18 protein-coding genes and 1 tRNA gene are annotated in these 24379 nt (G+C 63.3%); 8 read left to right on the plus strand and 11 right to left on the minus strand.

What is annotated here, in order from left to right; all coding sequences use genetic code 11:
- Positions 1-58 precede the first annotated feature (58 nt).
- From pyc to GRZ55_RS00485, 3 genes are all read right to left on the minus strand, one after another.
- Positions 59-3517 carry a pyruvate carboxylase gene (pyc, locus tag GRZ55_RS00475; protein ID WP_169284917.1) on the minus strand — a complete coding sequence of 1153 codons (3459 nt, stop codon included), beginning with the start codon at positions 3515-3517 and terminating at the stop codon, positions 59-61.
- Positions 3518-3660: 143 nt separating this feature from the next.
- Positions 3661-4389 (minus strand): RlmE family RNA methyltransferase, encoded by a 729-nt coding sequence (locus GRZ55_RS00480; protein ID WP_169284918.1) that lies wholly within the window; start codon positions 4387-4389, stop codon positions 3661-3663.
- The gene (locus GRZ55_RS00485) at positions 4386-5696 is read right to left on the minus strand and encodes a Ppx/GppA phosphatase family protein (protein WP_169284919.1); all 1311 of its coding nucleotides are present in this window, start codon (positions 5694-5696) and stop codon (positions 4386-4388) included. Before GRZ55_RS00485 ends, GRZ55_RS00480 begins: the two co-directional genes overlap by 4 nt.
- Before the next feature lie 215 nt (positions 5697-5911).
- On the opposite strand from GRZ55_RS00485, the gene GRZ55_RS00490 reads away from it, so the two are divergent.
- A tRNA-Gln gene (locus GRZ55_RS00490) sits at positions 5912-5985 on the plus strand.
- 204 nt (positions 5986-6189) lie between these two features.
- Here GRZ55_RS00490 and GRZ55_RS00495 read toward each other — a convergent pair.
- Positions 6190-6999 (minus strand): helix-turn-helix transcriptional regulator, encoded by an 810-nt coding sequence (locus GRZ55_RS00495; RefSeq protein WP_169284920.1) that lies wholly within the window; start codon positions 6997-6999, stop codon positions 6190-6192.
- Between the two features lie 403 nt (positions 7000-7402).
- Here GRZ55_RS00495 and GRZ55_RS00500 point away from each other — a divergent pair, with 403 nt between their 5' ends.
- The 5 genes from GRZ55_RS00500 (at position 7403) to hisD (ending at position 13120) form a co-directional block, all read left to right on the plus strand.
- Entirely contained in the window at positions 7403-9175 is a 1773-nt protein-coding gene (locus GRZ55_RS00500; protein ID WP_246734443.1) for a N,N-dimethylformamidase beta subunit family domain-containing protein, read from the plus strand.
- Positions 9176-9202: 27 nt separating this feature from the next.
- A complete protein-coding gene (locus GRZ55_RS00505) occupies positions 9203-10165 on the plus strand; it encodes an ABC transporter substrate-binding protein (RefSeq protein ID WP_169284921.1) in 963 nt (320 codons plus the stop codon).
- On the plus strand, positions 10162-10965 hold the full coding sequence (locus tag GRZ55_RS00510) for an ABC transporter permease (protein WP_169284922.1): 804 nt from the start codon (positions 10162-10164) through the stop codon (positions 10963-10965). The genes GRZ55_RS00505 and GRZ55_RS00510 overlap by 4 nt, the downstream gene beginning before the upstream one ends.
- 65 nt (positions 10966-11030) lie before the next feature.
- The gene (locus tag GRZ55_RS00515) at positions 11031-11753 is read left to right on the plus strand and encodes an ABC transporter ATP-binding protein (protein WP_368856564.1); all 723 of its coding nucleotides are present in this window, start codon (positions 11031-11033) and stop codon (positions 11751-11753) included.
- Entirely contained in the window at positions 11750-13120 is a 1371-nt protein-coding gene (gene hisD, locus GRZ55_RS00520; RefSeq protein WP_246734474.1) for a histidinol dehydrogenase, read from the plus strand. Before GRZ55_RS00515 ends, hisD begins: the two co-directional genes overlap by 4 nt.
- A 151-nt stretch (positions 13121-13271) precedes the next feature.
- Here the strand turns inward: hisD and GRZ55_RS00525 are convergent, their stop codons facing one another.
- The 7 genes from GRZ55_RS00525 to urtA all read right to left on the minus strand — a co-directional run bounded on the left by GRZ55_RS00525 (position 13272) and on the right by urtA (position 19665).
- Entirely contained in the window at positions 13272-13601 is a 330-nt protein-coding gene (locus GRZ55_RS00525) for an FmdB family zinc ribbon protein (protein ID WP_169284925.1), read from the minus strand.
- Between the two features lie 7 nt (positions 13602-13608).
- Positions 13609-14841, minus strand: a complete 1233-nt coding sequence (gene fmdA, locus GRZ55_RS00530) for a formamidase (protein ID WP_169284926.1) — start codon at positions 14839-14841, stop codon at positions 13609-13611.
- Between the two features lie 27 nt (positions 14842-14868).
- Positions 14869-15558 carry an urea ABC transporter ATP-binding subunit UrtE gene (gene urtE, locus GRZ55_RS00535; RefSeq protein WP_169284927.1) on the minus strand — a complete coding sequence of 230 codons (690 nt, stop codon included), beginning with the start codon at positions 15556-15558 and terminating at the stop codon, positions 14869-14871.
- Between the two features lie 13 nt (positions 15559-15571).
- Positions 15572-16333 carry an urea ABC transporter ATP-binding protein UrtD gene (urtD, locus tag GRZ55_RS00540; protein ID WP_169284928.1) on the minus strand — a complete coding sequence of 254 codons (762 nt, stop codon included), beginning with the start codon at positions 16331-16333 and terminating at the stop codon, positions 15572-15574.
- Between the two features lie 11 nt (positions 16334-16344).
- On the minus strand, positions 16345-17472 hold the full coding sequence (gene urtC / locus GRZ55_RS00545; RefSeq protein WP_169284929.1) for an urea ABC transporter permease subunit UrtC: 1128 nt from the start codon (positions 17470-17472) through the stop codon (positions 16345-16347).
- A gap of 10 nt (positions 17473-17482) precedes the next feature.
- The gene (urtB, locus tag GRZ55_RS00550) at positions 17483-18409 is read right to left on the minus strand and encodes an urea ABC transporter permease subunit UrtB (RefSeq protein ID WP_169284930.1); all 927 of its coding nucleotides are present in this window, start codon (positions 18407-18409) and stop codon (positions 17483-17485) included.
- A gap of 80 nt (positions 18410-18489) precedes the next feature.
- A complete protein-coding gene (urtA, locus tag GRZ55_RS00555) occupies positions 18490-19665 on the minus strand; it encodes an urea ABC transporter substrate-binding protein (RefSeq protein WP_246734475.1) in 1176 nt (391 codons plus the stop codon).
- A gap of 293 nt (positions 19666-19958) precedes the next feature.
- Here urtA and GRZ55_RS00560 point away from each other — a divergent pair, with 293 nt between their 5' ends.
- A complete protein-coding gene (locus tag GRZ55_RS00560; RefSeq protein WP_368856565.1) occupies positions 19959-23342 on the plus strand; it encodes an ATP-binding protein in 3384 nt (1127 codons plus the stop codon).
- The gene (locus GRZ55_RS00565; RefSeq protein WP_169285543.1) at positions 23335-24264 is read left to right on the plus strand and encodes a DNA-binding response regulator; all 930 of its coding nucleotides are present in this window, start codon (positions 23335-23337) and stop codon (positions 24262-24264) included. The genes GRZ55_RS00560 and GRZ55_RS00565 overlap by 8 nt, the downstream gene beginning before the upstream one ends.
- Positions 24265-24379: the final 115 nt, after the last annotated feature.

The raw sequence follows: 24379 nt of genomic DNA on the forward strand, positions 1-24379 counted from the left end.
CCGACCCGCACAGTTCCCCGGAGATAATGTGGCCCGGGCGCGGTGTTGCCGGATGCCCCTACCCGTACACCAGCAGCAAGTCCTTTGCGTCGATCTGATCGCCGGCCTTGACCAGAAGTTCGGCGATCTCGCCGTCGCGTTCGGCGTGGAGTGCGGTTTCCATCTTCATGGCTTCGATGGACAGAAGCACGTCGCCGGCCTTCACCGTCTGGCCGGCCGCGACCGAGACGGAGGAGACCACGCCGGGCATCGGGGCGCCGAGATGGGCCTCGTTGCCGGCTTCGGCCTTGGGCCGCGCCTTGGCAGCGGACGCGCCATGCACCCGGTCTGGCACCTTGACGCGGCGGGGCTGGCCGTTGAGCTCGAAGAAGACGGTGACCATGCCCTTCTCGTCGGTCTCGCCGATGGCCAGGCAGCGGATGACCAGCGTCTTGCCGCGCTCGATCTCGACGAAGATCTCGTCTTCCTGCTCCATGCCGTAGAAATAGACGGGCGTGGGCAGCACCGAGACCGGGCCGTATTCCTCGGAAACGGCGGCGAAGTCGGAAAACACCTTCGGGTACATCAGCCAGGCGGCGAATTCGTATTCGCTGGCGTCACGGCCGAGCTTTTCGGCGAGCTCGGCGCGGCCGGCATCGAGATCGGCGTCGGCCAGCAGCGAGCCGGGGCGGACCGTGATCGGCGCCTCGCCCTTCAGCGCCTTCTTCTGCAGCGCTTCCGGCCAGCCGCCCGGTGACTGGCCGAGATCGCCGCGCAGCATGGAGACGACCGAATCCGGAAAGGCGATGTCCTTTGCCGGGTTTTCGACATCCGCGACGGTCAGGTCCTGTGAGACCATCATCAGCGCCATGTCGCCCACCACCTTGGAGGAGGGGGTGACCTTGACGATGTCGCCGAACATCATGTTGGCGTCGCGATAGGTCCGCGCCACCTCGTGCCAGCGGGTCTCGAGGCCAAGGCTGCGCGCCTGTTCCTTGAGGTTGGTGAACTGGCCGCCCGGCATCTCGTGCAGATAGACCTCCGAGGCCGGGCCCTTCAAATCGCTCTCGAAGGCGGCGTACTGGTTGCGCACGGATTCCCAGTAGAAGGAAATCTTGCGGATCCATTCGGGATCGAGGCCGGGGTCGCGCTCTGTGCCGCGGAAGGCCTCGACCAGCGAGCCGAGGCAGGGCTGCGAGGTGTTGCCGGAAAAGGCGTCCATGGCCGCATCCACCGCATCGACATTGGCCTCGACGGCGGCCAGCACCGTGGCGGCCGCGATGCCGGAGGTGTCGTGGGTGTGGAAGTGGAGCGGCAAATCGGTCGACTCGCGCAGCGCCTTGAACAGCACGCGCGCGGCGGCGGGCTTGAGGAGGCCCGCCATGTCCTTGATGGCGATGATGTGGGCGCCGGCGGCTTCCAACTCCTTCGCGAGGCTGACGTAGTAGTTCAGGTCGTATTTGGCGCGGTCGGGATCGAGGATGTTGCCGGTGTAGCAGATCGCCGCCTCGCAAAGCTTGCCTTCCTCGGCCACCGCATCCATGGCGACGCGCATGTTCTCGACCCAGTTGAGGCAGTCGAAGACACGGAAAAGATCGATGCCGCCACTTGCTGCCTGATGCACGAAATGGCGCACTACATTGTCGGGATAGTTGGTGTAGCCGACGCCGTTGGCGCCGCGCAGCAGCATCTGCAACAGGATGTTGGGGGCCGCCTCACGCACCAGCGACAGGCGCTCCCAGGGGTCTTCGGTCAGAAAACGCATGGCGACGTCGAAGGTCGCGCCACCCCAGCATTCGAGCGAGAGCAACTGCGGCAGAGCGCGAGCATATACCCCGGCGATATTCGCGATGTCATGCGTGCGCATGCGGGTGGCGAGCAGCGACTGGTGGCCGTCGCGCATGGTGGTGTCGGTGAAGAGTACGCGGTGCTCCTCTCGCATCCATTTGGCGAAACCTTGGGGCCCCAGCGCCTCGAGCCGCTGCTTCGAGCCGTCGGGGATGGGGGCGTCGACATAAGGCACGCGCGGGGCGGCGATCTCGGCCTTCGGCTGCGGGCGGCCGCGTGTCTCGGGGTGGCCGTTGACGGTGACGTCGGCGAGGTAGTTCAGGAGCTTGGTCGCGCGGTCCTGGCGTTTGACGGCGGTGAAGAGTTCGGGCGTCGTGTCGATGAAGCGTGTGGTGTAGGTGTTGTCGCGGAATTTCTCGTGGCCGATGATGGCTTCGAGGAAGGTAAGATTGGTTGCCACGCCGCGGATGCGGAATTCGCGCAGGGCCCGGTCCATGCGCGCGATCGCCTCCTGCGGCGTCGGTGCCCAGGCGGTGATCTTCTCCAGCAACGGGTCGTAGAAGCGGGTGATGACCGCGCCGGAATAGGCGGTACCGCCATCGAGCCTTATGCCGAAACCGGTGGCGCCGCGATAGGCGGTGATGCGACCGTAATCGGGGATGAAATTCTGCTCGGGGTCTTCGGTGGTGATGCGGCACTGAAGCGCGTGGCCGTGCAGCGTGATGTCTTCCTGCGCGGGCACGCCGGATTCGGGCGTGCCGATCGCCTCACCCTCCAGGATGTGGATCTGCGCCTTGACGATATCGATGCCGGTCACCTCCTCGGTGACGGTGTGCTCGACCTGGATGCGCGGATTGACCTCGATGAAGTAGAACTTGCCCGTGTCGGCATCCATCAGGAATTCGACCGTGCCCGCGCCGACATAATCTGTGGCAAGGGCGATCTTCAGGGCGTATTCGCTGAGTTCGGCGCGCTGGGCGGCGTCGAGATAAGGCGCGGGGGCGCGCTCGACGACCTTCTGGTTGCGGCGCTGGATGGAGCAGTCGCGCTCAAACAGATGCACGGCATTGCCGTGCGTGTCGCCCAGAACCTGCACCTCGACATGGCGGGCCCGCTCGACCAGCTTTTCCAGATAGACCTCGTCCTTGCCGAAAGCGGCCATGGCCTCGCGCTTGGCTTCCGTCACCTCGCGGGCGAGGTCGCTTTCCGCACGGATGGCGCGCATGCCGCGCCCGCCGCCGCCCCAGGAGGCCTTGAGCATGACGGGGTAGCCGATCTCGGCGGCCATCTTCTGCACCGTGTCCATGTCGTCGGGCAACGGCTCGGTCGCCGGCACGACGGGCACGCCGACCTCGATCGCCAGGTTGCGCGCGGCGACCTTGTTGCCGAGCCGGCGCATGGTGTCGGGGCTGGGACCTATGAAGGTGACACCGGCATCGCCACAGGCTTCGGCGAATTCGGGGCTTTCGGACAGCAGGCCGTAGCCGGGATGGATGGCGTCGGCGCCTGAGAGCTTGGCCACGCGCAACACTTCCTCGATCGACAGATAGCTTTCGATCGGACCCATGTCGCGGTCGAGATGCGGCCCCCTGCCCACCTGGTAGCTCTCGTCGGCCTTGAAGCGGTGGAGGGCGTATTTGTCCTCCTCCGCCCAGATCGCCACGGTGGCGATGCCCAGCTCATTGGCGGCGCGGAAGACCCGGATCGCGATTTCGGAGCGGTTGGCGACAAGCAGCTTCCTGATCTTCAATTGCGATCTCCCAAGGTCAAGGCATGATAGTTATCGCGCAGTTTGCTGCATCGCAACAAGGCGAAGTCGGGACGCCCCTTTTCGGAGACTATGCTTCATCGGGCCAGCCGCCTTTGGCCTGCCAAACATCAAGGCGCCGGTCCTCAAGAGGGCTCCGGCGCTGCCGATCGCGTGTCGACCTCGATCCGTCCCTTGAAGCCCTTGGCCAGGATGTAGAGTTCGACCGATTCCTCGCGCGAGGCGGGCGGCTTTATGTGGTGAACGGTGGCGAAGTTGCGTTTCAGTATGTCGAGCAGTCCGCCTTCCGTGCCACCCTGGAAGGTCTTGGCGAGGAAATGACCCCCGGGCCTGAGCACCGATATGGCGAAGTCGGCGGCGACCTCGCACAGATGCATGGTGCGCATGTGGTCGGTGCGCCGGTGTCCCGTTGTGGGGGCGGCAAGATCCGACAGCACGATGTCGGCGGGGCCGCCGAGCGCTTCTTCCAGCCGCGCGGGCGCCGTCTCGTCGAGAAAATCCATCTTCAGGATGATCGCGCCTGGCACCGGGTCGACGTCGAGATAATCGATGCCGACCACCTTCGGTGCCTCGGGCGTGGATTTCACGCGTGCGACGGCCACCTGGCACCAGCCGCCGGGGGCGGCGCCCAGGTCGACCACGCGCTGGCCGGGCTTCAGGAGCTTATGGCGGTCATCGATCTCGATCAGCTTGTAGGCCGCGCGGGCGCGATAGCCCTCGGCCTGGGCGCGCTTGACATAGGGATCGTTGAGCTGGCGCTCAAGCCAGCGCCGCGAGGAGGGCTTCACCTTCTTCTTGGTCAGCCGCGTCTTCAGCGCGCGCGCACCCGATCCGGCCTTTGCGATCTTCTTCATGCCTGCCGTTCCCCGCGTCGCCGGCGGCGACGCCACACGCCGTCCTCGGCCATCAATTCGCTCAGCATGCCCTCGCGCAGGCCACGGTCGGCGACGCGCAGGCGTTCACTCGGCCAGGCATTGCGGATCGCCTGCAGGATGGCACATCCGGCCAGGACAAGATCCGCCCGGTCGGGTCCGATGCAGGGATTGGCCACGCGCTCCTCATAGTTCCAGCCAAGCAGGCGCTCGATCATCGCATCCACATTGGCGCGATCCATCCACAAGCCGTCCACCCGGCGTCGGTCATAGCGGGCGAGCTCGAGATGGACGCCCGCGAGCGTCGTCACGGTTCCCGATGTGCCAAGCAGATGGAAACGGCCGCCCTCGACGATGGTGCTGAACGGGTTGGATGCGGCGAAGTCGGCCAGCATGGCGCCGACGTCGTCGACCATGTCGCGGAAGACGGCAGGCGTCACGTCGCGCCCGCCATGGCGCTCAGCCAGCGATACAACGCCCACCGGCAGAGATGTCCAGGCGGCGATGTTGTTGGCAAGCCGTGGCGAACGCTCCCGGGTGAGGTCCACGAGCGCGATTTCGGAAGAACCGCCGCCGATGTCGAACAGCGCAACACCACGCGTATCGGCATCGACGAGGGAGCCGCAGCCGGATACGGCGAGTCGCGCCTCGGTCTGCCGGTCGATGATTTCCAGTTCGAGCCCCGTCCTCTGACGCACCTGCTCGATGAAGGCGGCGCCGTTCTCTGCCGACCGACAGGCTTCTGTCGCGATCAGCCGGGCCTTTCGGACGCGGCGTGTCTCGAGCTTGGCCGCACAGACGGCCAGCGCCTCGATGGCGCGCGCCATGGCTTCCTCGCCGAGCCGGCCGGTGAGCGAGAGGCCCTCCCCCAGGCGTACGATGCGCGAGAAGGCGTCGATGACGCGGAACTGGCCGCGACGCGCAGGAACCGCCACCAGCAGCCGACAATTGTTGGTACCGAGATCGAGTGCGGCATAGGCCGGCGGCCGCTCTTCCCCGGTGGGCGCCGCGGCCGCGACGACGGGCTCAGGGACGCGCAGTTCCCGCGGCTGAACCGATATTTCGGCCGCCTTGGCACCTTCGCGCGCGAAGACCTTTCGCCCACGCTTTCGCTTGCGCCGCTTGCGGCGCTTTTCGGGAGCGGGAACGGCGGCTGCCGAAGCTCCTTGCGCGGGAGCCGACGAACCGACAGCCGGCTCGCCGGCGGTCGAAGCGACGGTTTTCCCGTCTTCCACCTTCAGCAGCACCCCGCCCGCCGGGGCGCCTGCGCCCTGTTCCGGGTCCTTCACGAGACTGTCCTTCGGCGCCCGCTCAACCCGCCGCGCGGACCGGCAGGCGCTCCAAATCCAAACGTTGGGAAGAGACTAGCAGGCGCGGCGGCGAACACCAAGAGGCCGCTTCAGTCGCGGCAGCAACCAACCGCTGGAAATGCCGCATGGGGTTGACTATGATGGCGACCTATACCAAATAGCCTCGCAGACGGCGGGTACAGCTCGCTGCGCGTTGGGGAATAGGTTAACGGTAGACCCACGGACTCTGACTCCGTTAGTCCTGGTTCGAATCCAGGTTCCCCAGCCAACCCGCTTCCCAAACCCTTTGAGAACCGCGGGATTCCGGCCATCCGGACAAGGCGTTTCATCGCGCCGAATCGGCCTTCCGCATCTGGTGCCCACACCTGATGCCCAGAGGTGGTGTCCATCCGCCCTGGGCCGACGGAGCACGGGCGGATGGGACTGCGCAGGCAGGCTGCGGGCAAGCTCGAAGCGAGGTGACGGCAGCACGTCAAATAGGCTTTGAACTGTTATGTCGCTCGAGTATCGGCATCATTAAGCCGAACAGCTCCGCCTGCGAGGATATCCCGCACTTGCTGTAGAGCTGCTTGCGGAAGACCTTCACGGTCTGGGAACTGATGCCTAGATGCAAGCCGATCGAGGGCGATGAGTGTCCACGCAGAATGAGCAAGGCGACTTCAGCCTGACGGGCGGTCAAGGCGACGCCTCGCTGCTTGCTCATCGCCGATCGCAAGTCTTGGACTACGGAACCCGGCGTCTCGGAAATGTCCACGCTCGACGTCGCAGCGTCCCAGTGCGCTTCGAGCAGACTCATGATGATCGGCTCGTGAGCACGCAGCCTTTCGTCCGAGCGCAGGCCGAACAATTTGCCCGATGATTGGTCCCGTCCCATTGAGACAGTGATGGTTGTGCTTTCCTTGACGGGCAGAACCACAGATATCTCATCCGTGATGCCGATGCGGCCATAGTACCACTTGTAGTACCGGCTACGGCGGAAATTGTCCGGGGCGGTCTCCAACAGGCGGTATAGACCCGGTGCGGCACGGTTGATGTGCATGTGGTAGATCGGATCGAGGACGTAGGCTGCAGGCAGATATTGTTGTTCCAGAAACCGAAAGACGTCGGGGCCGTAAATCTTCTTGTAGGCGACATGGGGTTCGGCCGATCCCCGGAACACGATCACGATGACGTTGTCGTACTCCAGGCACGCCCGCAGGTAGTCGGTGAACCTCTCGAAGAACCGATCCGTCCCCACCGCTTCCAGGGCTTTGGCCAACTTGTGAAACTCAGTTTCCATCATCCATACCCCGTTGGGGGTATATACCCCTTGTTCGAGCGATACATAAGTTCGAACAGTGAAGGGAAGGGGTATGTCCCGCTGAACCGACGAAAGGTGGACGCGGATGATACAGCGCACTGTCGATCACGAGGCAATGCCGGTGAGCGGCTACACCGTGCCCTGGACTGCTCGCGCAGGCGGCCAGATCCGTCTCCATCTGTCCTCACCATTCGATATCGAGAGCGTGACCATCAGGCGAATCGACCTGCCGTCAGCGCGAAATATGGCGTGGCCAGTCGAAAAGATCGACGACGTTTCGTCACGGTCATTGGCCCAGGGATCGTTCCTGTACATTGGCGCGCATGCCGAAGCGGGCCCGGTGAACATGGTGCGCTTCGAACTCCTCCTGACGGCCAATGACGGCTTGCGCGTCATCCTGAAGGCGGGGCGGGTCGAGCTGTGCCTTCGGGATGGCATCGTCTGCGCCCGGGTCGCAGGCCGGTGCGTGTACGAAGGACGTAAGGTTCCCGAAAATGTCTGGCTCGAAATCAACCTAGAGAACAAGGAGGGCGGCATCGCGTTCACGATCCGGTCGGCCGACCAGATGCACCCCTTCGCCCTCGATACGGTGCTTCAGGGCTGCTCGCTGGACCTGGCAGACGAGCGGATCGTCTTCGGCACCGACCCGGACGGAGACGGGCTACGGAGTTTGAACGCACGCTATGGGCGCATATCGATAGCCACGGGGACTGAGCTGCATAATTGGCGCTTCCCGACAATCGTTCCCGTTGGCCCGATCCCGTCGGACGCGCGGTCGCCGCTCGACCTCCAGGTGGTGAACCTGCCAACTTTTTGCGTCAGGTCAGCGCGCTGGGACGGCTCGAGCTTCGATCCGCGCCTGGTACCGGATCACTACGACGCGGTGCATTGCCACGAGGACGACACGGGACCGCTGGATTGGCCGGCGTCCCACGTTGCGCAGGTGCCGCCCGACTGCGAAGCGGGAATCTACGCTTTCGATGTCGAAACGGGCGAGGGAGCCGAAAGCGTCGTATTCTTCGTCACGTCCAGCAAACGCAGATCTCCGCTCGTCTTCCTGGTGCCTACGGCGACCTATCTCGCCTATGCGGACGAAGCCCTGCCTCCCCATCTGTACGAATGGAAGTGCGACGACCGGGGACATCGCTTCGCCAACGCGAATGGGCTCCTCTCGCTCTACGATTATCACCGCGACCTCAGCGGTGTCTCGATCTGCTCCTGGCGCAAACCGAAGGCGACCTTGCGCGAGGACTATCGCTACCCATTGTGCGGTTGCCCGCACAATCTGCCTGTCGATCTTCGTCTGCTGCGATTCTGCCGCGCCGAAGGCATCGAAATTGATGTCATCACGGACCACCACCTGCACGAAAACGGCGTGGCGGCGCTGGAAGGCTACCGCGGTTTGGTAACGGGTAGTCATCCCGAGTACATGTCGGTGGAAATGGAACAGGCGATTCGCAGTTTCGCTGCCCAAGGCGGCGGGGTCGCCTATCTGGGCGGAAACGGCTTCGCCGCAGTCGTCGCCTTTCGCGATGATTTGATGGAATTGCGACGGTCGCCGCTGGAAGCTGGGCGCACATGGGACGGGCCGGTCGCCGAGCAGGCGCTAGCCCTGACCAACGAGCCCGGGGGCATGCTGCGTTCGCGCGGCCGAGGCGAATTCTCGCTCGTCGGTGTCGGCATCTCGCTGATGGGTTTCGACAAAGGCAGACCATTCGTCCGGACTGGCGAAAGTCGTGCTGCCGAGGTGGCCTGGGTGTTCGAAGGCGTCTCCGGCGAAGAATTCGGTGACTACGGATCGGTCCTCGGCAGTGCCGCCGGCTACGAGGTAGACGCAACCGACCCGCACCTCGGCACCCATCCCGATACGGTCGTCCTGGCGCGCGCGACAGGTTTCGGCGACAGCTTCTTCCACGATCCTTCACGCTGGTACCACGGCGGTGAGCCCGCCATGCAGGATCGCCGTTGCGGGGAGATGGTGATCCGGCACCTGCCGTCGGGAAGCCTCATCTTCGCCGCGAGTTCGGTCGCCTGGTGCGGCGCTCTGCCGGAGGCGGGCGAGATGAATGATGTCGGACGGATCACTCTGAATGTCCTGCAGCGCTTGTCCGAAGCGCCGACAGGAACCGAAAAAACGGAAATCGGACGAAACCCCTAGAGATGTAAGACAGAGGAGAACACAAAAATGCTGAAGAAACTCATGATCGCCCTCATCGCGACGGCCGCATTCGTTCCAGCCGCCAGCGCCGAAACCGTCCGCATCGGTCTGCAGCCCTGGCTCGGTTACGGCCCGCTTTGGGTCGCCGCCGAAAAAGGATTTTTCGAAGACCGCGGCCTCGACGTCGAACTCATCAACTTCAACTGGGACCAGGACGTCAATGCAGCTCTGGTCAGTGGCAACATCCAGGTTCAGGCGGCCGCGACCAACACGCTGATCAATCTGCTGAATGCGGGAGCCGAACTCAGGGGCTTCATGATCATGGACGCCGCTTACGAAGCCGATGCAGTCATTGCTGGGGAGGGCATCGAGAGCATCACCGATCTTGCGGGCAAGCGGGTTGCCTACGAACTGGGTGCCACGAGCGACTTGCTGTTGAATTACGCCCTTCGCGAGAACGGCATGAGCATCGACGATGTCGAGGCAGTTCCTATGGGCGCGTCCGAGGCCGGGCTCGCTGCGATCGCAGGTCGAGTCGAGGCTGCGGTTAGCTACGAGCCCTACATCTCTGCGGCACTAGCCCAGGGGGATGGATACAAGGTCATCTACGACGCAAGCGCCGCACCCGGCCTCATCAGCGACCTGCTCGTCGCCGAGACATCCTACATCGAAGAGAACCGCGACACGCTCGTGGCGATCGTGAAGGCGTGGGACGATGCCGTCACCTTCATCCGCGAGAATCCGGAAGAGGGCGGGGGTATCATCGCCGCGGCAGTCGGGAGCGAGATGGACCAGTTCACCGTCGCTTTCGAAGGCGTGCGCCTGTACGACCTTTCCGAAAACGTGGAGGCGCTGGCCGGGCCTTTCCAGGAGGCCTACGAGTCGATCGGTTCGATCATGGTTGAGGTCAATCCGACGGACGTACCACAGTATCCGGCCGTCGCCGATGCCCTCGACCTGTCGGTCATCGAAGCGGCCGCAGCCGAATGACCTCCCGGCGCAAACCGCTCCTGCGGCTGCGCGCGCCGATCCCGCGCCGACTTCACGTCGGTGCGGGTATCGCGTTTCCGTTGATCCTGCTGGTTGCCTGGTGGTGGGTGACCGCGTCGGGCATGGTGCGGCCGCTCTTCCTGCCGTCCCCGCAGGCGATCGTCATGGAAGCCTGGCGACAGATCGAGACCGGAATCCTATGGCGCGACGCCACGGTGTCGATCTATCGCATCGGCGCCGGTTGGTTGGCCGCTACAGTGCTTGCAGTGCCGATCGGTATCCTGATGGGCAATTTCAGGCTGGTCGAAGGAACGCTCGAGCCTTTGATCTCGACCGTCCGCTACATGCCGGTCGTGGCCCTGATCCCGCTTTCAATTCTTTGGGCAGGCATTGGCGATACGCAGAAGATCCTGATCCTCTTCATCGGAACCTTCTTCCAGCAGGTGCTGATGATCATGAACAACACCAAGTCGGTCGACATGACGCTCATTCGCGCGGGACAGACGCTCGGCTTCTCCAATGCCGAAATCCTGTGGCGGATCGTCCTTCCGGCCTCCATGCCCGCCATCTGGGATACGTTGCGCATCACGATGGGTTGGACCTGGACCTACCTCGTCGTCGCCGAGCTCGTCGCCGCACAGGACGGACTTGGACGGCGCATCATGGACGCGCAGCGCTATCTCGCCACGCATACGATAATCTTCGGCACCATCTTCATCGGCTTGCTCGGCCTGGTCACCGACTATCTGTTCAAGCTCGGCGGGCGCAAGATGTTCGGCTGGTCAGAAGGGCAGAGATGACCATGAAACTCTCCATTCGCGACCTCGACATGACATTCGAGACGGAGGGCGGGGAACCGCTCAACGTGATCGAGGGCATCGATCTAGACGTCGCGGCCAATGAGTTCGTCGCGATCGTGGGCACTTCAGGTTGCGGAAAATCCACACTTCTATCCATCGTCGGCGGGTTGACGGAGCCGACGGCAGGGCAGGTATCGATCGACGGGCAGCCCGTGACCGGGCCAGGCCGGGACCGCGGCTTCGTCTTTCAGAACTACTCGCTCTTTGAATGGATGACCGTCGAGCGGAACATCGATTTCGCCCTGGAGAAAAGCAAGATCAGCAAGAGCGATCGACGTGATCTGGTTGCCTACTATATTGCGAAAGTTGGCCTTTCGGGCTTCGAAAAAGCCCTGCCAAAACAGCTTTCCGGCGGCATGCGCCAGCGCGTCGCTATTGCCCGTGCGCTCGTATACAAACCTTCCGTTCTTTTGATGGACGAGCCTTTCGGAGCGCTCGACGCGCAGACGCGGGGGATGATGCAGGAACTGCTGCTGAAGGTCTGGGACGAGCACAAGGCGACGGTTCTGTTTGTCACGCATGACGTCGAGGAGGCGCTTTTTCTCGCCGACCGGGTGGTCGTCATGGCGTCGCGCCCGGGGCGGGTAAAGTCCGACATCACGGTCGGATTCGAACGTCCCCGCTCATACGAAGTCGTCACGGAACCGGAATTCGGCAAGCTGAAACGCGAGGTGCTTCAAGACATCCGCGAGGAGACCATGAAAATGATGGCAGGCGCGGGAAGCTGACCATGACGACACAGCGACACTCTGACCGTCCGGCATCCTCTACGACTGCGTTCCATGACCTGACAGCAATGACGCGCGACGAGATCTCCTGCCTATTCGTACGTGCCGAGCAGGATCTTGAGCCCTTCGTTGAAAAGGCGCGGCCGATCGTCGACGCGGTCCGAAACGATGGCGATGCGGCCGTCATCCGCTACGCCAGGGAATTCGACGGTGCCGACCTTACGAAGACCGGAATAGTGGTGTCCGATCGGGAGTTTGCCGACGCCTTTGACGCGGTCGATCCGGCTATGATCGAGACGCTTGAGTTCGCCGCCGACAACATCCGGCGCTTTCACGAGGCGCAACGGCCTGGCGAGATGTGGATGAAGGAAATGAGCCGCGGCGTCTTCGCCGGCGAACGCTGGACGCCCGTCGATAGCGCCGCCGTCTACGTTCCTCGCGGCAAGGGGTCCTTTCCTTCGGTCGCCCTGATGACGGCCATTCCCGCAGTTGTCGCCAAAGTACCGCAAATCGTGCTTCTGACACCTGCTGGCTCGGACGGCAAAGCCGACGCGGCGACGCTGATCGCCGCGCGCATCGCGGGCGTCGAGTTGGTCTGCAAGGCAGGCGGGGCGGTGGCCGTCGCGGCCGCGGCATTTGGAACCGCGAGCATACCCCGTTGTAGCCGGTTGGAGGGGCCGGGCAGCCCATGGGTACTGGCTGCCAAACGTCTCTTGCACGGCGTCTTGACCTCGCGCGTGCCCGCCGGGCCGAGCGATAGCATCGTGTTGGCCGACGAGACGGCGGACCCGCGGACGGCCGCGCTGGATCTGCTTATCGAAGCCGAGCACGGCCCGGACAGTTCAGCGTTTCTCGTGACGACCTGCCGAAGGCTCGCTGAAGAAGCGATGGTGGAAATCGATTCCTTGCTCGGTCAAATGAACGCGACAAGGGCTGGCTTTGCTCGCGCGGTGTTGGGTGGAACCAGGGGCGGCATCGTGTTCGCGCCGTCGATCGAAAAGGCGTATGGTTTTGTAAATGACTGTGCTCCCGAACATCTGCAAATCCTGTCCGACAGTCCGTTCGATCATCTTTCAGAGATTCGCAACGCGTCAGAAATCTTGCTTGGCCACCATGCACCGGGCTCGATTGCAAATTACGTGTTGGGGCCGAACGCCGTCCTTCCCACGGCGGGCAGTGCGCGCAATCAATCGCCGTTAGGGGTCGCAGATTTCATGAAAAGCGCCTCCGTCGGCTATTTGACGGAACGCGGCTACACCTCTCTGGCTGGCCACACTCGTCGTTTCGCTCAATATGAAGGGTTCGACGCACACGCAAATGCGGTTTCGTCGTTACGCCCTGCAGGGGCGTCGCGGGACCGCCTTTGAAATCGTCTGCCCGTGATCGCTGCTCGATCGCCCCGTTCTCCGCCAGAAGAGTCCGCGCAGAAGGCTTCGTTTCATCGACCAGGAGTCCAGTCTCAGCCCCTGCCGTCTCACCGCGAAGCATCGCTGCAGATTGAAGAAAACGCCGCTCATCCTAATGCGAGATCATCCACGGCCTCTTGGTCGGGAAGCTCTTGGCGGCCCCGGGTGGGGCTGCCTTTTCCTTCTTAAGGCGCGATGGACCGCAGCATGCGCATCCGGCCCCATGCGAGGAGGATCGCCGAGGCTCGTGCGAGGAACGCTCATTGACGGCGTGGGCCATCATCCGCCCCTGGTCGCGGGCACCAAGCCTCGGTGCAGTGAGCAGTGCCCGCGGCGCTGAAGCGCCGCAGACCGGACAATCGCAAGGCTCGGCGTGTTGCGACATAGGCAGGAGCATTTCAAAGACGCCATGCTCTTCGCAGATATATTCATAGACGGGCATGTCGGCCTCAAAGGTCTGGTGCGACGGGCACGTCGATGGAGCCGTCGAGGAATTTGGTGGGGCCATCCTTGTTGGGCATCAGGTCCCATTCGAAGATGTCGGTCGGCAGCCAGAGCGTGGCGCAGGCATTCGGGATGTCCACCACGCCAGAGATGTGGCCCTGTACAGGAGCGGTGCCCAGGATCGCATAGGCCTGTGCGCCGGTGTATCCGAACTTCTTGAGATACTCGATGGCGTTGAGGCAGGCCTGCCGATAGGCAATGTGTACATCGAGGTAGTGCTGTGTGCCCGTCTCATCGACCGAGATGCCCTCAAAGATCAGATAGTCGTCATATTTGGGCGTGATGGGCGACGGCCTGAAGATCGGGTTCTTGATGCCGTATTTTGCCATGCCGCCCTTGATCAGGTCGACCTTGAGATGCGTCCATCCCGCCATCTCGATGGCGCCACAGAAGGTGATTTCGCCGTCGCCCTGGCTGAAGTGCAGGTCGCCCATGCTGAGGCCCGCCCCCTCCACATAGACCGGGAAATAGATCTTCGACCCGCGGCTGAGATCCTTGATGTCGCAATTGCCGCCATGCTCGCGCGGGGGAACGGTGCGGGCCGCTTCGGCGGCCGCGGCATCGCGCGCTTCGCCCTTGAGCTGGCCCATATGAGCGGTCGGTCCTCCATCCGGCATGGCAGCAAGCGGCGGCACACGCTCGGGGTCGGTGTCGAACAGCGCCTTTTCGCGGCTGTTCCACATCTCCAGCATCTTGCGATCCGGCAGACATCCGATGAGACCTGGATGGATGAGGCCCGCATAACGCACACCCGGCACGTGACGGCTGCGGGTGAACATGCCCTCGAAATCCCAGATCGACTTCTGCGCCAGCGGGAAATGCTCGGTCAGGAAGCCGCCGCCGTTCTGCTTCGAGAAGAAGCCGTTGAATCCCCAGAGGCTCTCCGGCTTCGCTCCGATGTCGAGGATGTCCACCACCAGCAGATCGCCTGGTTCGGCGCCCTTAACCCCGATGGGTCCGGAGAGATAGTGGACCTGCGGTAGTTCCACGTCGCGGACGTCGGCCGCATCGTCGTTGTTCTTGATCTGGCCGCCGGTCCAGTCATAGGTCTCGAGGATGAAGTCGTCGCCCGGCTTGACCCATTCGATCATCGGGATGTCGGGATGCCAGCGATTGTGCACGCCCGGATTGGTGTGGGGATTATCGGCGAGGTCGACCTTCACGAGGACGTCGGTCATGTGAGCACCTTTCTTGCTGTCGAAGCTTCAAACGGACAGGAACCGGGAGACGTACGCCTCGTCGATGCCGGCCCTTGGCGTATCGTGGACGAAGCGCCCGCCTTCCATCACAAGGATCCGGTCAGCGACGTCGAGGGCAAAGCTGAGCACCTGTTCCGACACCACGATCGAGAGACCGCGCTCGTCCCTGATGCGGCGCAGGACACGTGCCATCTCACGGATGATCGATGGCTGGATGCCCTCGGTCGGTTCGTCGAGCAGCAGCACCTTGGGCCGCGAGGCGAGCGCGCGCGCGATTGCCAGCTGCTGCTGCTGCCCCCCTGACAGATTGCCGCCGCGCCTGTCTTTCATTTCGAGCAGAACGGGAAAGAGTTCGTAGATGTCAGGCGGAACCGTCTTCTCGCCGGTGGCCGACAGCCCTGTCTCCACGTTCTCCCGCACCGTCATGGTCGAAAAGATCCCGCGCCCCTGCGGCACATAGCCAAAGCCCAGCGCGACGCGCTTGTGGGGTTTGAGCCTGGATACCTCGGTGTCGCTGATTGCGACTTGGCCCGAACGCGTGGGCAGGATTCCCATCAGGGTCTTCATGAGCGTGGTCTTGCCCATGCCGTTGCGGCCCATGATGGCCACGATTTCCCCCGGCGCGATCCGGGTGCTCAGCCCATGCAGGACTTCGGACTGGCCGTATCCTGCATGAAGGTTGTCGATCGTGAGCATCGCCTTCTCCTTCTCAATGGCCGAGATAGACTTCGATGACGCGCGGGTCGGACTGGACCTTCTCCATCGAGCCTTCCGCGAGCACCTTGCCCTGGTGCAGGACCGTGACCTTGTGGGCGATGTCCTTCACGAAATTCATGTCGTGTTCGATGACGAGCACGGAGCGATCCTTGATGATGCTGTTCAGCAGCTCGGCGGTCTTCTTGCGTTCGGCAACCGACATCCCGGCGACCGGCTCGTCCAGCATCAGCAATTGAGGGTCCTGGATGAGCAGCATGCCGATCTCCAGCCACTGCTTCTGACCGTGGCTGAGCGAGGAGGCCCGAACGTCGAGGAGATCCGAGAGGAAGACCAATTCGGCCACTTCCTCGATCCGCGTCATCACCTCGGCGGAACGCTTGTAGGCGAGCGCGCCGATGACCGTGTAGCCCCCCGGATAGCTGAGCTCGAGATTCTCGAAGACGCTGAGGCCATCGTAGATGGAGGGCGTCTGGAACTTGCGTCCCACCCCCGCATGCACGATCTGATCCTCCCGCATCGACAGGAGTTCCTGGTTCTTGAAGCGGACCGAACCGCTTGTCGCGCGGGTACGGCCGCAGATCAGATCGAGCACCGTCGTCTTGCCGGCGCCGTTGGGGCCGATAATGACCCGGATCTCGTCCTGATCGACGTAGAAGCTGAGGTCGTTCACCGCCTTGAAGCCATCGAAGGAGACGGTAAGCCGTTCCACCGCAAGCAGGAAGTCGGTCGCGTAGGAGGGGGTGTCTGGGGTCATGGCGTCTGCCTCTACTCCGCTGCGGCGGTGGCGATCGGTTCCGCCCGGCCGGGGCGGCGCGGGCGCAGTCCCGGCAAGCGTGGTCGGATGTGATCCTCGTAGAGACCGGCAAGCCCCGTCGGGAAGAACATGACCACCGAGATGAAGAGCGCGCCCATCGCGAAGAGCCAGAGTTCGGGCATCTGCTCGGAGAAGAAGGTCTGCGCGCCGTTCACGATGAGCGCGCCGTATACGGCGCCCAGCAGCGAATGACGGCCCCCCACCGCGCACATGATCACCATCATGATTGAGGGCACGATGCCGATCAGCGTCGGCGACATGAAGCCGACCTGAAGCGTGAACATCGCCCCGCCGATTGCCGCGAAGGCCGCACCGAGGCAGAAGACGAAGATCTTGAAATTGGCCACGTTGTAGCCCGAGAAGCGCACCCGGTCCTCCTGGTCGCGCATGGCGACGAGCAGCCTTCCGACCTTGCCCTTGCGCACCCATTGTCCTGCCAGCAGGCACAGGAAAAGCAGCGCGCCATTGACGAAATAGAGGACCAGCTTGGCGCTGTCGGGCCGGATGTCCCACCCGGCCAGCGTGCGCAGATCGGTCATGCCGTTCACGCCGCCCGTATAGCCCTGCTGGCCGATGATCAGTATCGTCAGGATCGCCGCGATGGCCTGGGTTATGATCGCGAAATAGACGCCACCCACACGCCGGGTGAACATCGCCAGCCCGATCACGAAGGCGAAGGCCGAAGGGACCGCCACTATCGCCACGAGCGTGAAGGGCAGGGACTGGAACGGCTCCCACCACCAGGGAAGTTCGGTGACACGATTCCAGTCCATGAAATCGGGAATGCCCGGCGTGGACTGGATGGCGGTCGCCTCGGGCGTCGATGCTTCCAGCTTGAGAAACATCGCCATGCAGTAGCCGCCGAGACCAAAGAAGACGCCTTGGCCGAGAGACAGGATTCCGCCTGCGCCCCAGCACAGCACCAGGCCGACGGCCACGAAGGCGTAGGTCAGGTACTTGCCGAAGAGGTTGAGCCTGAATGGATCCAGCATTGCGGGGAGAATGACGAAGATCAGCAAGGCCAGCAGCGCGAAATTGACGGCTTCCTCGAGGGTGAACAGGCGATATTGGCGGGTCATGGCAGTTCCCTCACTTGCGGACCTTGAGCGTGAACAGCCCCTGCGGCCGCAGCATCAGGATGATGATCACGGTGAGCAGCGTCAGCACCTTGGCCATGGAGCCTGACAGGAAGAACTCAAGCACCGACTGGACCTGGCTGATGGAAAAGGCCGATGCGATGGTGCCGAAGAGACTGGCCGCGCCGCCGAAGACGACGACCAGAAAGGTGTCGACGATATAGAGCTGGCCAGCGGTAGGCCCGGTGGACCCGACCATCGTGAAAGCCGATCCCGCGATGCCCGCGATGCCGCAGCCGATACCGAAAGTCAGCCGGTCCGTGCGCCCGGTATTGATGCCGACCGCGTCAGCCATGACCCGGTTCTGCATCACCGCGCGAACCTGCTGGCCCCAGGCGGAACGGTAGAGCATCAGGTACACGCCGGCGGCGATGCAAAGCGTCAGGGTCATGAGAAGGAGGCCGTTGAACGGCACCTCCACCAGATCGGTGACCTGCAGCGACCCGCGCATCCATTCGGGGATGCGTACACCGACCTCGCGCGCGCCGAAGACGGAGCGATAGACCTGCTGCAGAATGAGGCTGAGGCCCCAGGTCGCCAGGAGCGTGTCGAGCGGGCGACGGTAAAGATGGCGGATGATGCCCCACTCCACCGCCATGCCCAGCGATCCCGAGGCCATAAAGGCCAACACAATGGCCACAAAGAAATAGACCCCAAACAGCTCGGGCAGGAAGGTCGCGAAGAACAAGGAGCACAGATAGGTCACATAGGCTCCCAGGATCATGAATTCCCCGTGGGCCATGTTGATGACCCCCATCTGCCCGAAGATGATCGCAAGCCCCAGCGCCATCAGCACATAGACTGAAAAGAGGATCAGCCCGGCGAAGCCCTGCATGGCGAAGATCGCGCCGAGTTCGCCCATCGTGTAGCCGTCGAACATGCTTGCGCTCCCTGTTGTCGCGGTCGGGATTTAGGGGATGGATGGCGGGCGGGGGCGCGCCCCCGCCCATCTCGCCGGGCCTACTGGTAGCCTTCGGGGAAGGGATTGGGCTCGATCAGGTCTGCCGTCTCGTAGACGACATCGTACTGGCCCTCCGCATTGGCCCGTCCGACGCGGGTCCGCGACCACAGATGGTGGTTGTCGTGGACCTTCACATAGCCTTCGGGCGCGGTATCCAGTTCGATGCCGGGGCTGGCCTCGCGGACCTTGTCTACGTCGAAGGAACCGGCACGCTCCACCGCCGCCTTCCACAACCAGGGTCCGAGATAGGCAGCCTGGGTCACGTCGCCGATGACGATGTCGGACCCCCACATTTCCTTGAACGCCGCGACAAACGCTTCGTTGTTCGGGTTGTCGAGACTCTGGAAGTACTTCATGCAGGCATAGGCGCCCTCGATGTTGTCGCCGCCGATACCGAGTATCTCGTCCTCCGTCACCGAGATCGTGAGCAAGGTCGGCGCCTCGCGCGTCAGGTCGATGCCGGCTGCCTTGAGCTGGCGGTAGAAGGCGACGTTAGAACCGCCCACCACGATGGCGTAGATGACGTCCGGCCGCTGCAGGCGGATACGATTGATCGTCGAGTTGAACTGGGTGTGCTCGAGCGGGAAGTAATCCTCGCCGACCACCTGCTTGCCGTTCTTTTCGATATGGATGCGCGCGATCTTGTTGGAGGTGCGCGGCCAGATGTAGTCCGAGCCGATGAGGTAGAAGCTCTCCGCGCCCTTCTCGCGCATGACCCAGTCCAGCCCGGCGATGATCTGCTGGGTCGCCTCCTGGCCGGTATAGATGACGTTGGGCGACTCCTCGAGGCCTTCGTAGAAGGTCGGGTAATAGAGGAAGCCGTTCTGCTGCTCGAAGATTGGCAGCACGGCCTTGCGCGATGCCGAGGTCCAGCACCCCATGACCGCGGGAACGCGGTCGTTGATGAGCAGCTTGCGCGCCTTTTCAGCGAAGGTTGGCCAGTCGGAAGCCCCGTCTTCCTGGATGAAGTCGATCTGGCGCCCCAGAATACCGCCCTGGGCATTGATCTGGGCGATCGCCAGCTTCTCGGCCTGAACCGACCCCGTCTCGGAGATGGCCATGGTTCCGGTGATCGAGTGAAGAATTCCCACCGTCGCGGTGGTGTCGGTCACCGCCAGTCCGGTCGTATTGACCTGATCGGTCGGGAAATCCTGCGCGCGCAGGCCTTTCGGCATGAAAAGCGTGGCGGCACCCAGCGCAGCGCCTCCCATCAGCACGTTGCGACGGTTCGTGTGGACGCCCGGCAGAACTGGCGGTGTCTTCTTCATGTCAACCTCTCCTTCTTGAAAAAGGCCACGCAAGCACGGCCTGTGCCCTTTGCTCAGACTGCGTTCCATGCTGCACTGCGGCAATGGGGAGAATTGCGTAGTGAGGTACGCCGAATAGCCGGCTATGCTGCGGTTGCGATCGGACAGGCGAACGTCGCAACGACCGGCGACTTGCGGGCGGACTAGGGGGAATTGTGCAGGTGCGAATACCCGATCCCGACACACCGAGCGAGACCCGGGGGCACATCGGCCGCGCACGCCGCACCTACAACCGGTGGGTGGCCAACGAGACACTTGAGGATTTCGCGCTTCGCTATACGGCGCGACGTGCCCGAAAGTGGTCGATGGGTCGGGTCGCGAACACGGCGATAGGCTCTATCTCATTCCTCGCCCTGGAAGTCATCGGGGCCGCCCTAACCATCGCCTATGGGTTCGACAACGCCGTTCTTGCGATCCTGATCGTTGGCGCGGTGCTTTTCCTGACGGGCCTGCCGATAAGCATTCACGCGGCCCGGACCGGCGTGGATATCGACCTGCTGACGAGGGGCGCGGGCTTCGGCTATATCGGGTCCACCGTCACCTCCCTCATCTATGCGAGTTTCACCTTCATCTTCTTCGCGCTCGAGGCTGCAATCCTCAGCCAGGCGCTGGAATTGTGGCTCGGCATTCCGCTGTGGGTCGGCTACCTCCTCAATGCACTGATCGTCATACCGCTGGTGACCCACGGCTTCGCGCGCATCGGAACCTTCCAGAAGTGGAGTCAGCCCTTCTGGGTCGTTCTGCACCTGACGCCCTTCGTGGCCTTGATATGGCTCGGCGTGGACTGGCAGCCCTGGATCAGCCATGCCGGCCGCATGGGCGGCGATACCATCGATCCGGTGCTGGTCGCCGCGGCCGCAGGCGTAGGCTTTGCGCTGATGGCGCAGATCGGCGAGCAGGTGGACTTCCTGCGCTTCCTGCCCGAACCGAAAACCCGTCGCGAGAAGCTGAACTGGTGGGTGGCGCTGCTGACCGCTGGCCCCGGCTGGGCCGTTCTCGGCACGCTGAAGATGCTGGCCGGGTCGTTTCTTGCCGTGCTGCTGCTCCAAAACGGCGTCCCGACATCGGAGGCAATCGAGCCGACGAAGATGTACCTGGCCGTCTATGAGATGATCGTCGCTCCGGAGATCGCCCTCCTTCTGACGGTGCTCTTCGTCATCCTTTCGCAACTGAAGATCAACGTCACCAACGCCTATGCCGGCTCGATCGCCTGGTCCAACTTCTTCTCCCGCCTGACGCACAGCCATCCGGGCCGGGTGGTCTGGCTGGTCTTCAACGTCGTCATTGCCCTGATGTTGATGGAGTTCGGTGTTTTCGGCGCCCTCGAGAGCACCTTGAGCTTCTACGGGCACGTCGCCACTGCCTGGATCGCCGCCATTACGGCGGATCTTGTCATCAACCGGCCACTGGGCCTGCGCCCGGCCCGGATGGAATTCCGGCGTGCGCATCTCTGCGACATCAATCCCGTGGGTACGGGCGGCACGCTCCTGGCCAGCGTTTGCTCGCTGCTGATCTACATGGGACTGCTGGGAGAGACGGTCGCGGCGTTCTCCAGCTTCGTGGCACTCGGTATCCCCTTCGTCGCTTGCCCGCTAATCGCCCATGCCACGAAGGGGCGCTACTATCTTTCCGGCCACCCGCCGATCGACGCGGGCAATGCGCACCCGGCCGAATGCGGATGCCACATCTGCGATCACGCATTCGATGCCGAGGACATGGTCTCCTGTCCGCACCACCGCGCATCAATCTGCTCGCTGTGCTGTGCGCTGGAATTGCGGTGCGACGACGCATGCCGGCCCGATGCCACGGTCCAGAGCCAGTATGCGCGCTTCGCTTCGGCCATCCTGCCGCCTAGTCTGGCGCGGTTTCATTCCTCCCGCTATGCACATTTCGCGGCCGTCTTCGGCACCTTCATGCTTCTCGTGGGGATCATCCTGCTCCTCGTCTATCAACAGGCGATCCAGGCGGCGCCGGGCGACGACAGGACGCTCGCACAGTCGCTCGGCTTCGCCTTCGGGCTGATCGCCATGGTGGCGGGCGTGGTTGCCTGGCTCCAGACACTCGCGCGCGAAAGCCAGCAGCTCGCCAGCAGCGAGCGCGAGCGCCAGACGCGGCGTCTCATGGCCGAAATCCGCGCCCATCGCCGCACCGATGCCGAGCTGCAGCGGGCCAAGGAACGCGCCGAGGCAGCCAATGATGCCAAGCGCCGCTACGTCGCCGGAATGAGCCACGAGCTGCGCACGCCACTCAATGCCATTCTGGGCTATGCCCAGTTGCTGGAGCATGATCCAACGCTGCCGAGCCGACGCCGGCCGGCCCTGCAGGTGATCCGGCGTTCGTCGGAACACCTTGCCGATCTCATCGAAAGCCTGCTCGACATCTCCAAGATCGAGGCGGGCAAGCTGGAGATCCACCGCGCGGAATGCGGCCTGCGCGACCTGATCGAGCAACTGGTGGCGACGTTCGAGATGGAAGCGCGCGATCGCGGCATAACGTTTCATCTCTCCATCGATCCACGGGTCCCGAGCGTCGTCTATGCCGATGCGCGCCGTCTGCGGCAGATCCTGATGAACCTGCTCTCAAATGCAGTCCGCTATACGCAGGCAGGTCATGTCCGCTTCGCGGTCGCCTATCGCAACGAAGTCGCTACTTTCGTCGTCGAGGACACAGGCGTCGGCATCCCCGCGGAGGCTCACGCGCGAATTTTCGAGCCGTTCGTGCGCCTGCAGGAAGGCAGTCGCGCTGTGCCCGGCACCGGCCTGGGCCTGACCATTTCCAAGCTTCTGGTCGAGATTCTGGGTGGTGACCTCGCCTTCGACAGCGAGCCTGGCCAGGGTTCCACCTTTCGCGTCCGCCTGATGCTGCCGCGCGTCGACCAGGCAACGCCCGTCAAGGTGATGCGGCGCATCTACGGCTACAAGGGCCGCAGGCGCACGATCATGATCGTTGACGACAACGCCGAACACCGAACCCTTCTGGAAGACGCGCTGCGCCCGGTCGGCTTTGACCTCGTGCTGGCGGAGAACGGAGAGGCGGCGCTCAGCGTCGTGAACGCCGTGTCGCCCGATCTGGTGCTGATTGACATCGCCATGCCGGGTATGAGCGGCTGGACCCTGGCCGGCAAGTTGCGGCACGAACACAGTCTTCCCGCCCCCATCGTCATGGTTTCCGCGCATGCGGCCGAACAGCACGCCGTTCTGGCGCAGAGCCAGGATGTGCCGGGACATCACGATGATTTCCTCGCCAAACCCGTCGACATCGACATGCTGTTCTCGCGCATCGAACGGCTCTTGAAACTGGAGTGGGTTCTCGATGCGCAGCCACATCAGGGCGGCGAGCTGGCGAGCCTTATCAAGGCCGATCTCTCCGCTTTGGCCAACGCTCTCGCCATCGGCCACGTGCGCGGCGTGGATGCCGCGCTGACCCAGATCGAGGGCGACGATCCGAATGTCTCCATCTTCGTGACGGAGGCGCGTCGCAGGCTGGATCGACTCGATCTCGCGGGCATCGAGCTCTTGATGGAGAATGTGCGTGATGATGGCTGAACCTCTCAAGGGACGCGACATCGTGCTCGTGGTGGACGACAATCCCGAAACGCTGAGTTTGCTGATCGAGGCCATCGAGTCGGCCGGCATGACGGCACTGGTGGCCCGCGATGGCGACACGGCCCTGACACTGGTGGGCCGCATCCAGCCCGACATCGTCCTTCTCGATGCCGTCATGCCGGGCATGAGCGGATTCGAAGCCTGCCGGCGCCTGAAGTCGCGGCCTGCGGTCGCCGCCGTCCCGGTGATCTTCATGACCGGGCTTTCGGAAAGCGACCACGTGCTCGAAGGCCTGCGCGCCGGCGGCGTGGACTATCTGACCAAGCCGATCAATCCAGATGAACTGGTCGCCCGCATCGCCATACACATCGCCAATGCGCGCATGGTCGAGGATGCCAGGCATGCCCTCGACGCCACCGGCCAGTCGATCCTCGCGCTGCGCAACGATGGTTCGCTCTCATGGGCGTCGCCCGGTGCCACACTCGCCCTTGAAACGGCATTTGCGGGCACGGTGGCGGAAACTCTGGAGAGCAAGTCCTCCGTCCGGCTGTGGGTCGAGCAGATGCGCTCCAGCGCTGTGTCGCAAGCCACGGAGCTCACGCTCGGCGAGCCTGGCAACCGGTGCGTGAAGCTGAGCATGGTCGGGCGTTCGGCGGCCGGCGACCTCCTGGTGCGTGCCGCACCCTGCGACATCGAAAACCCGGAAGCCAAGCTGAGCCGCGAACTGGGACTCTCACTGCGGGAAGGTGAAGTGCTCTACTGGCTCTGCCAGGGCAAAACCAACAGGGACATTGCCCAGATCCTCGATCTCAGCCCGCGCACGGTGATGAAACATGTGGAGCAATTGTTTGCGAAACTGCAGGTCGAGAACCGGACCGCGGCCGCGTCAATCGGGCTGCGCGTGCTGATGCGCATAGTCTAGGTTGGGATTGCAGCCATCTATTCGGCGCGGCAAACCGGACCGTCAGGCTCCAGCTCCGGTGACTTCGACGCTGAATCAATATTGTGACCGACTGACGACGGAGGAGCTCATCGAT

The organism is Chelativorans sp. ZYF759 (assembly GCF_012911015.1).
GTDB lineage: Bacteria > Pseudomonadota > Alphaproteobacteria > Rhizobiales > Rhizobiaceae > ZYF759.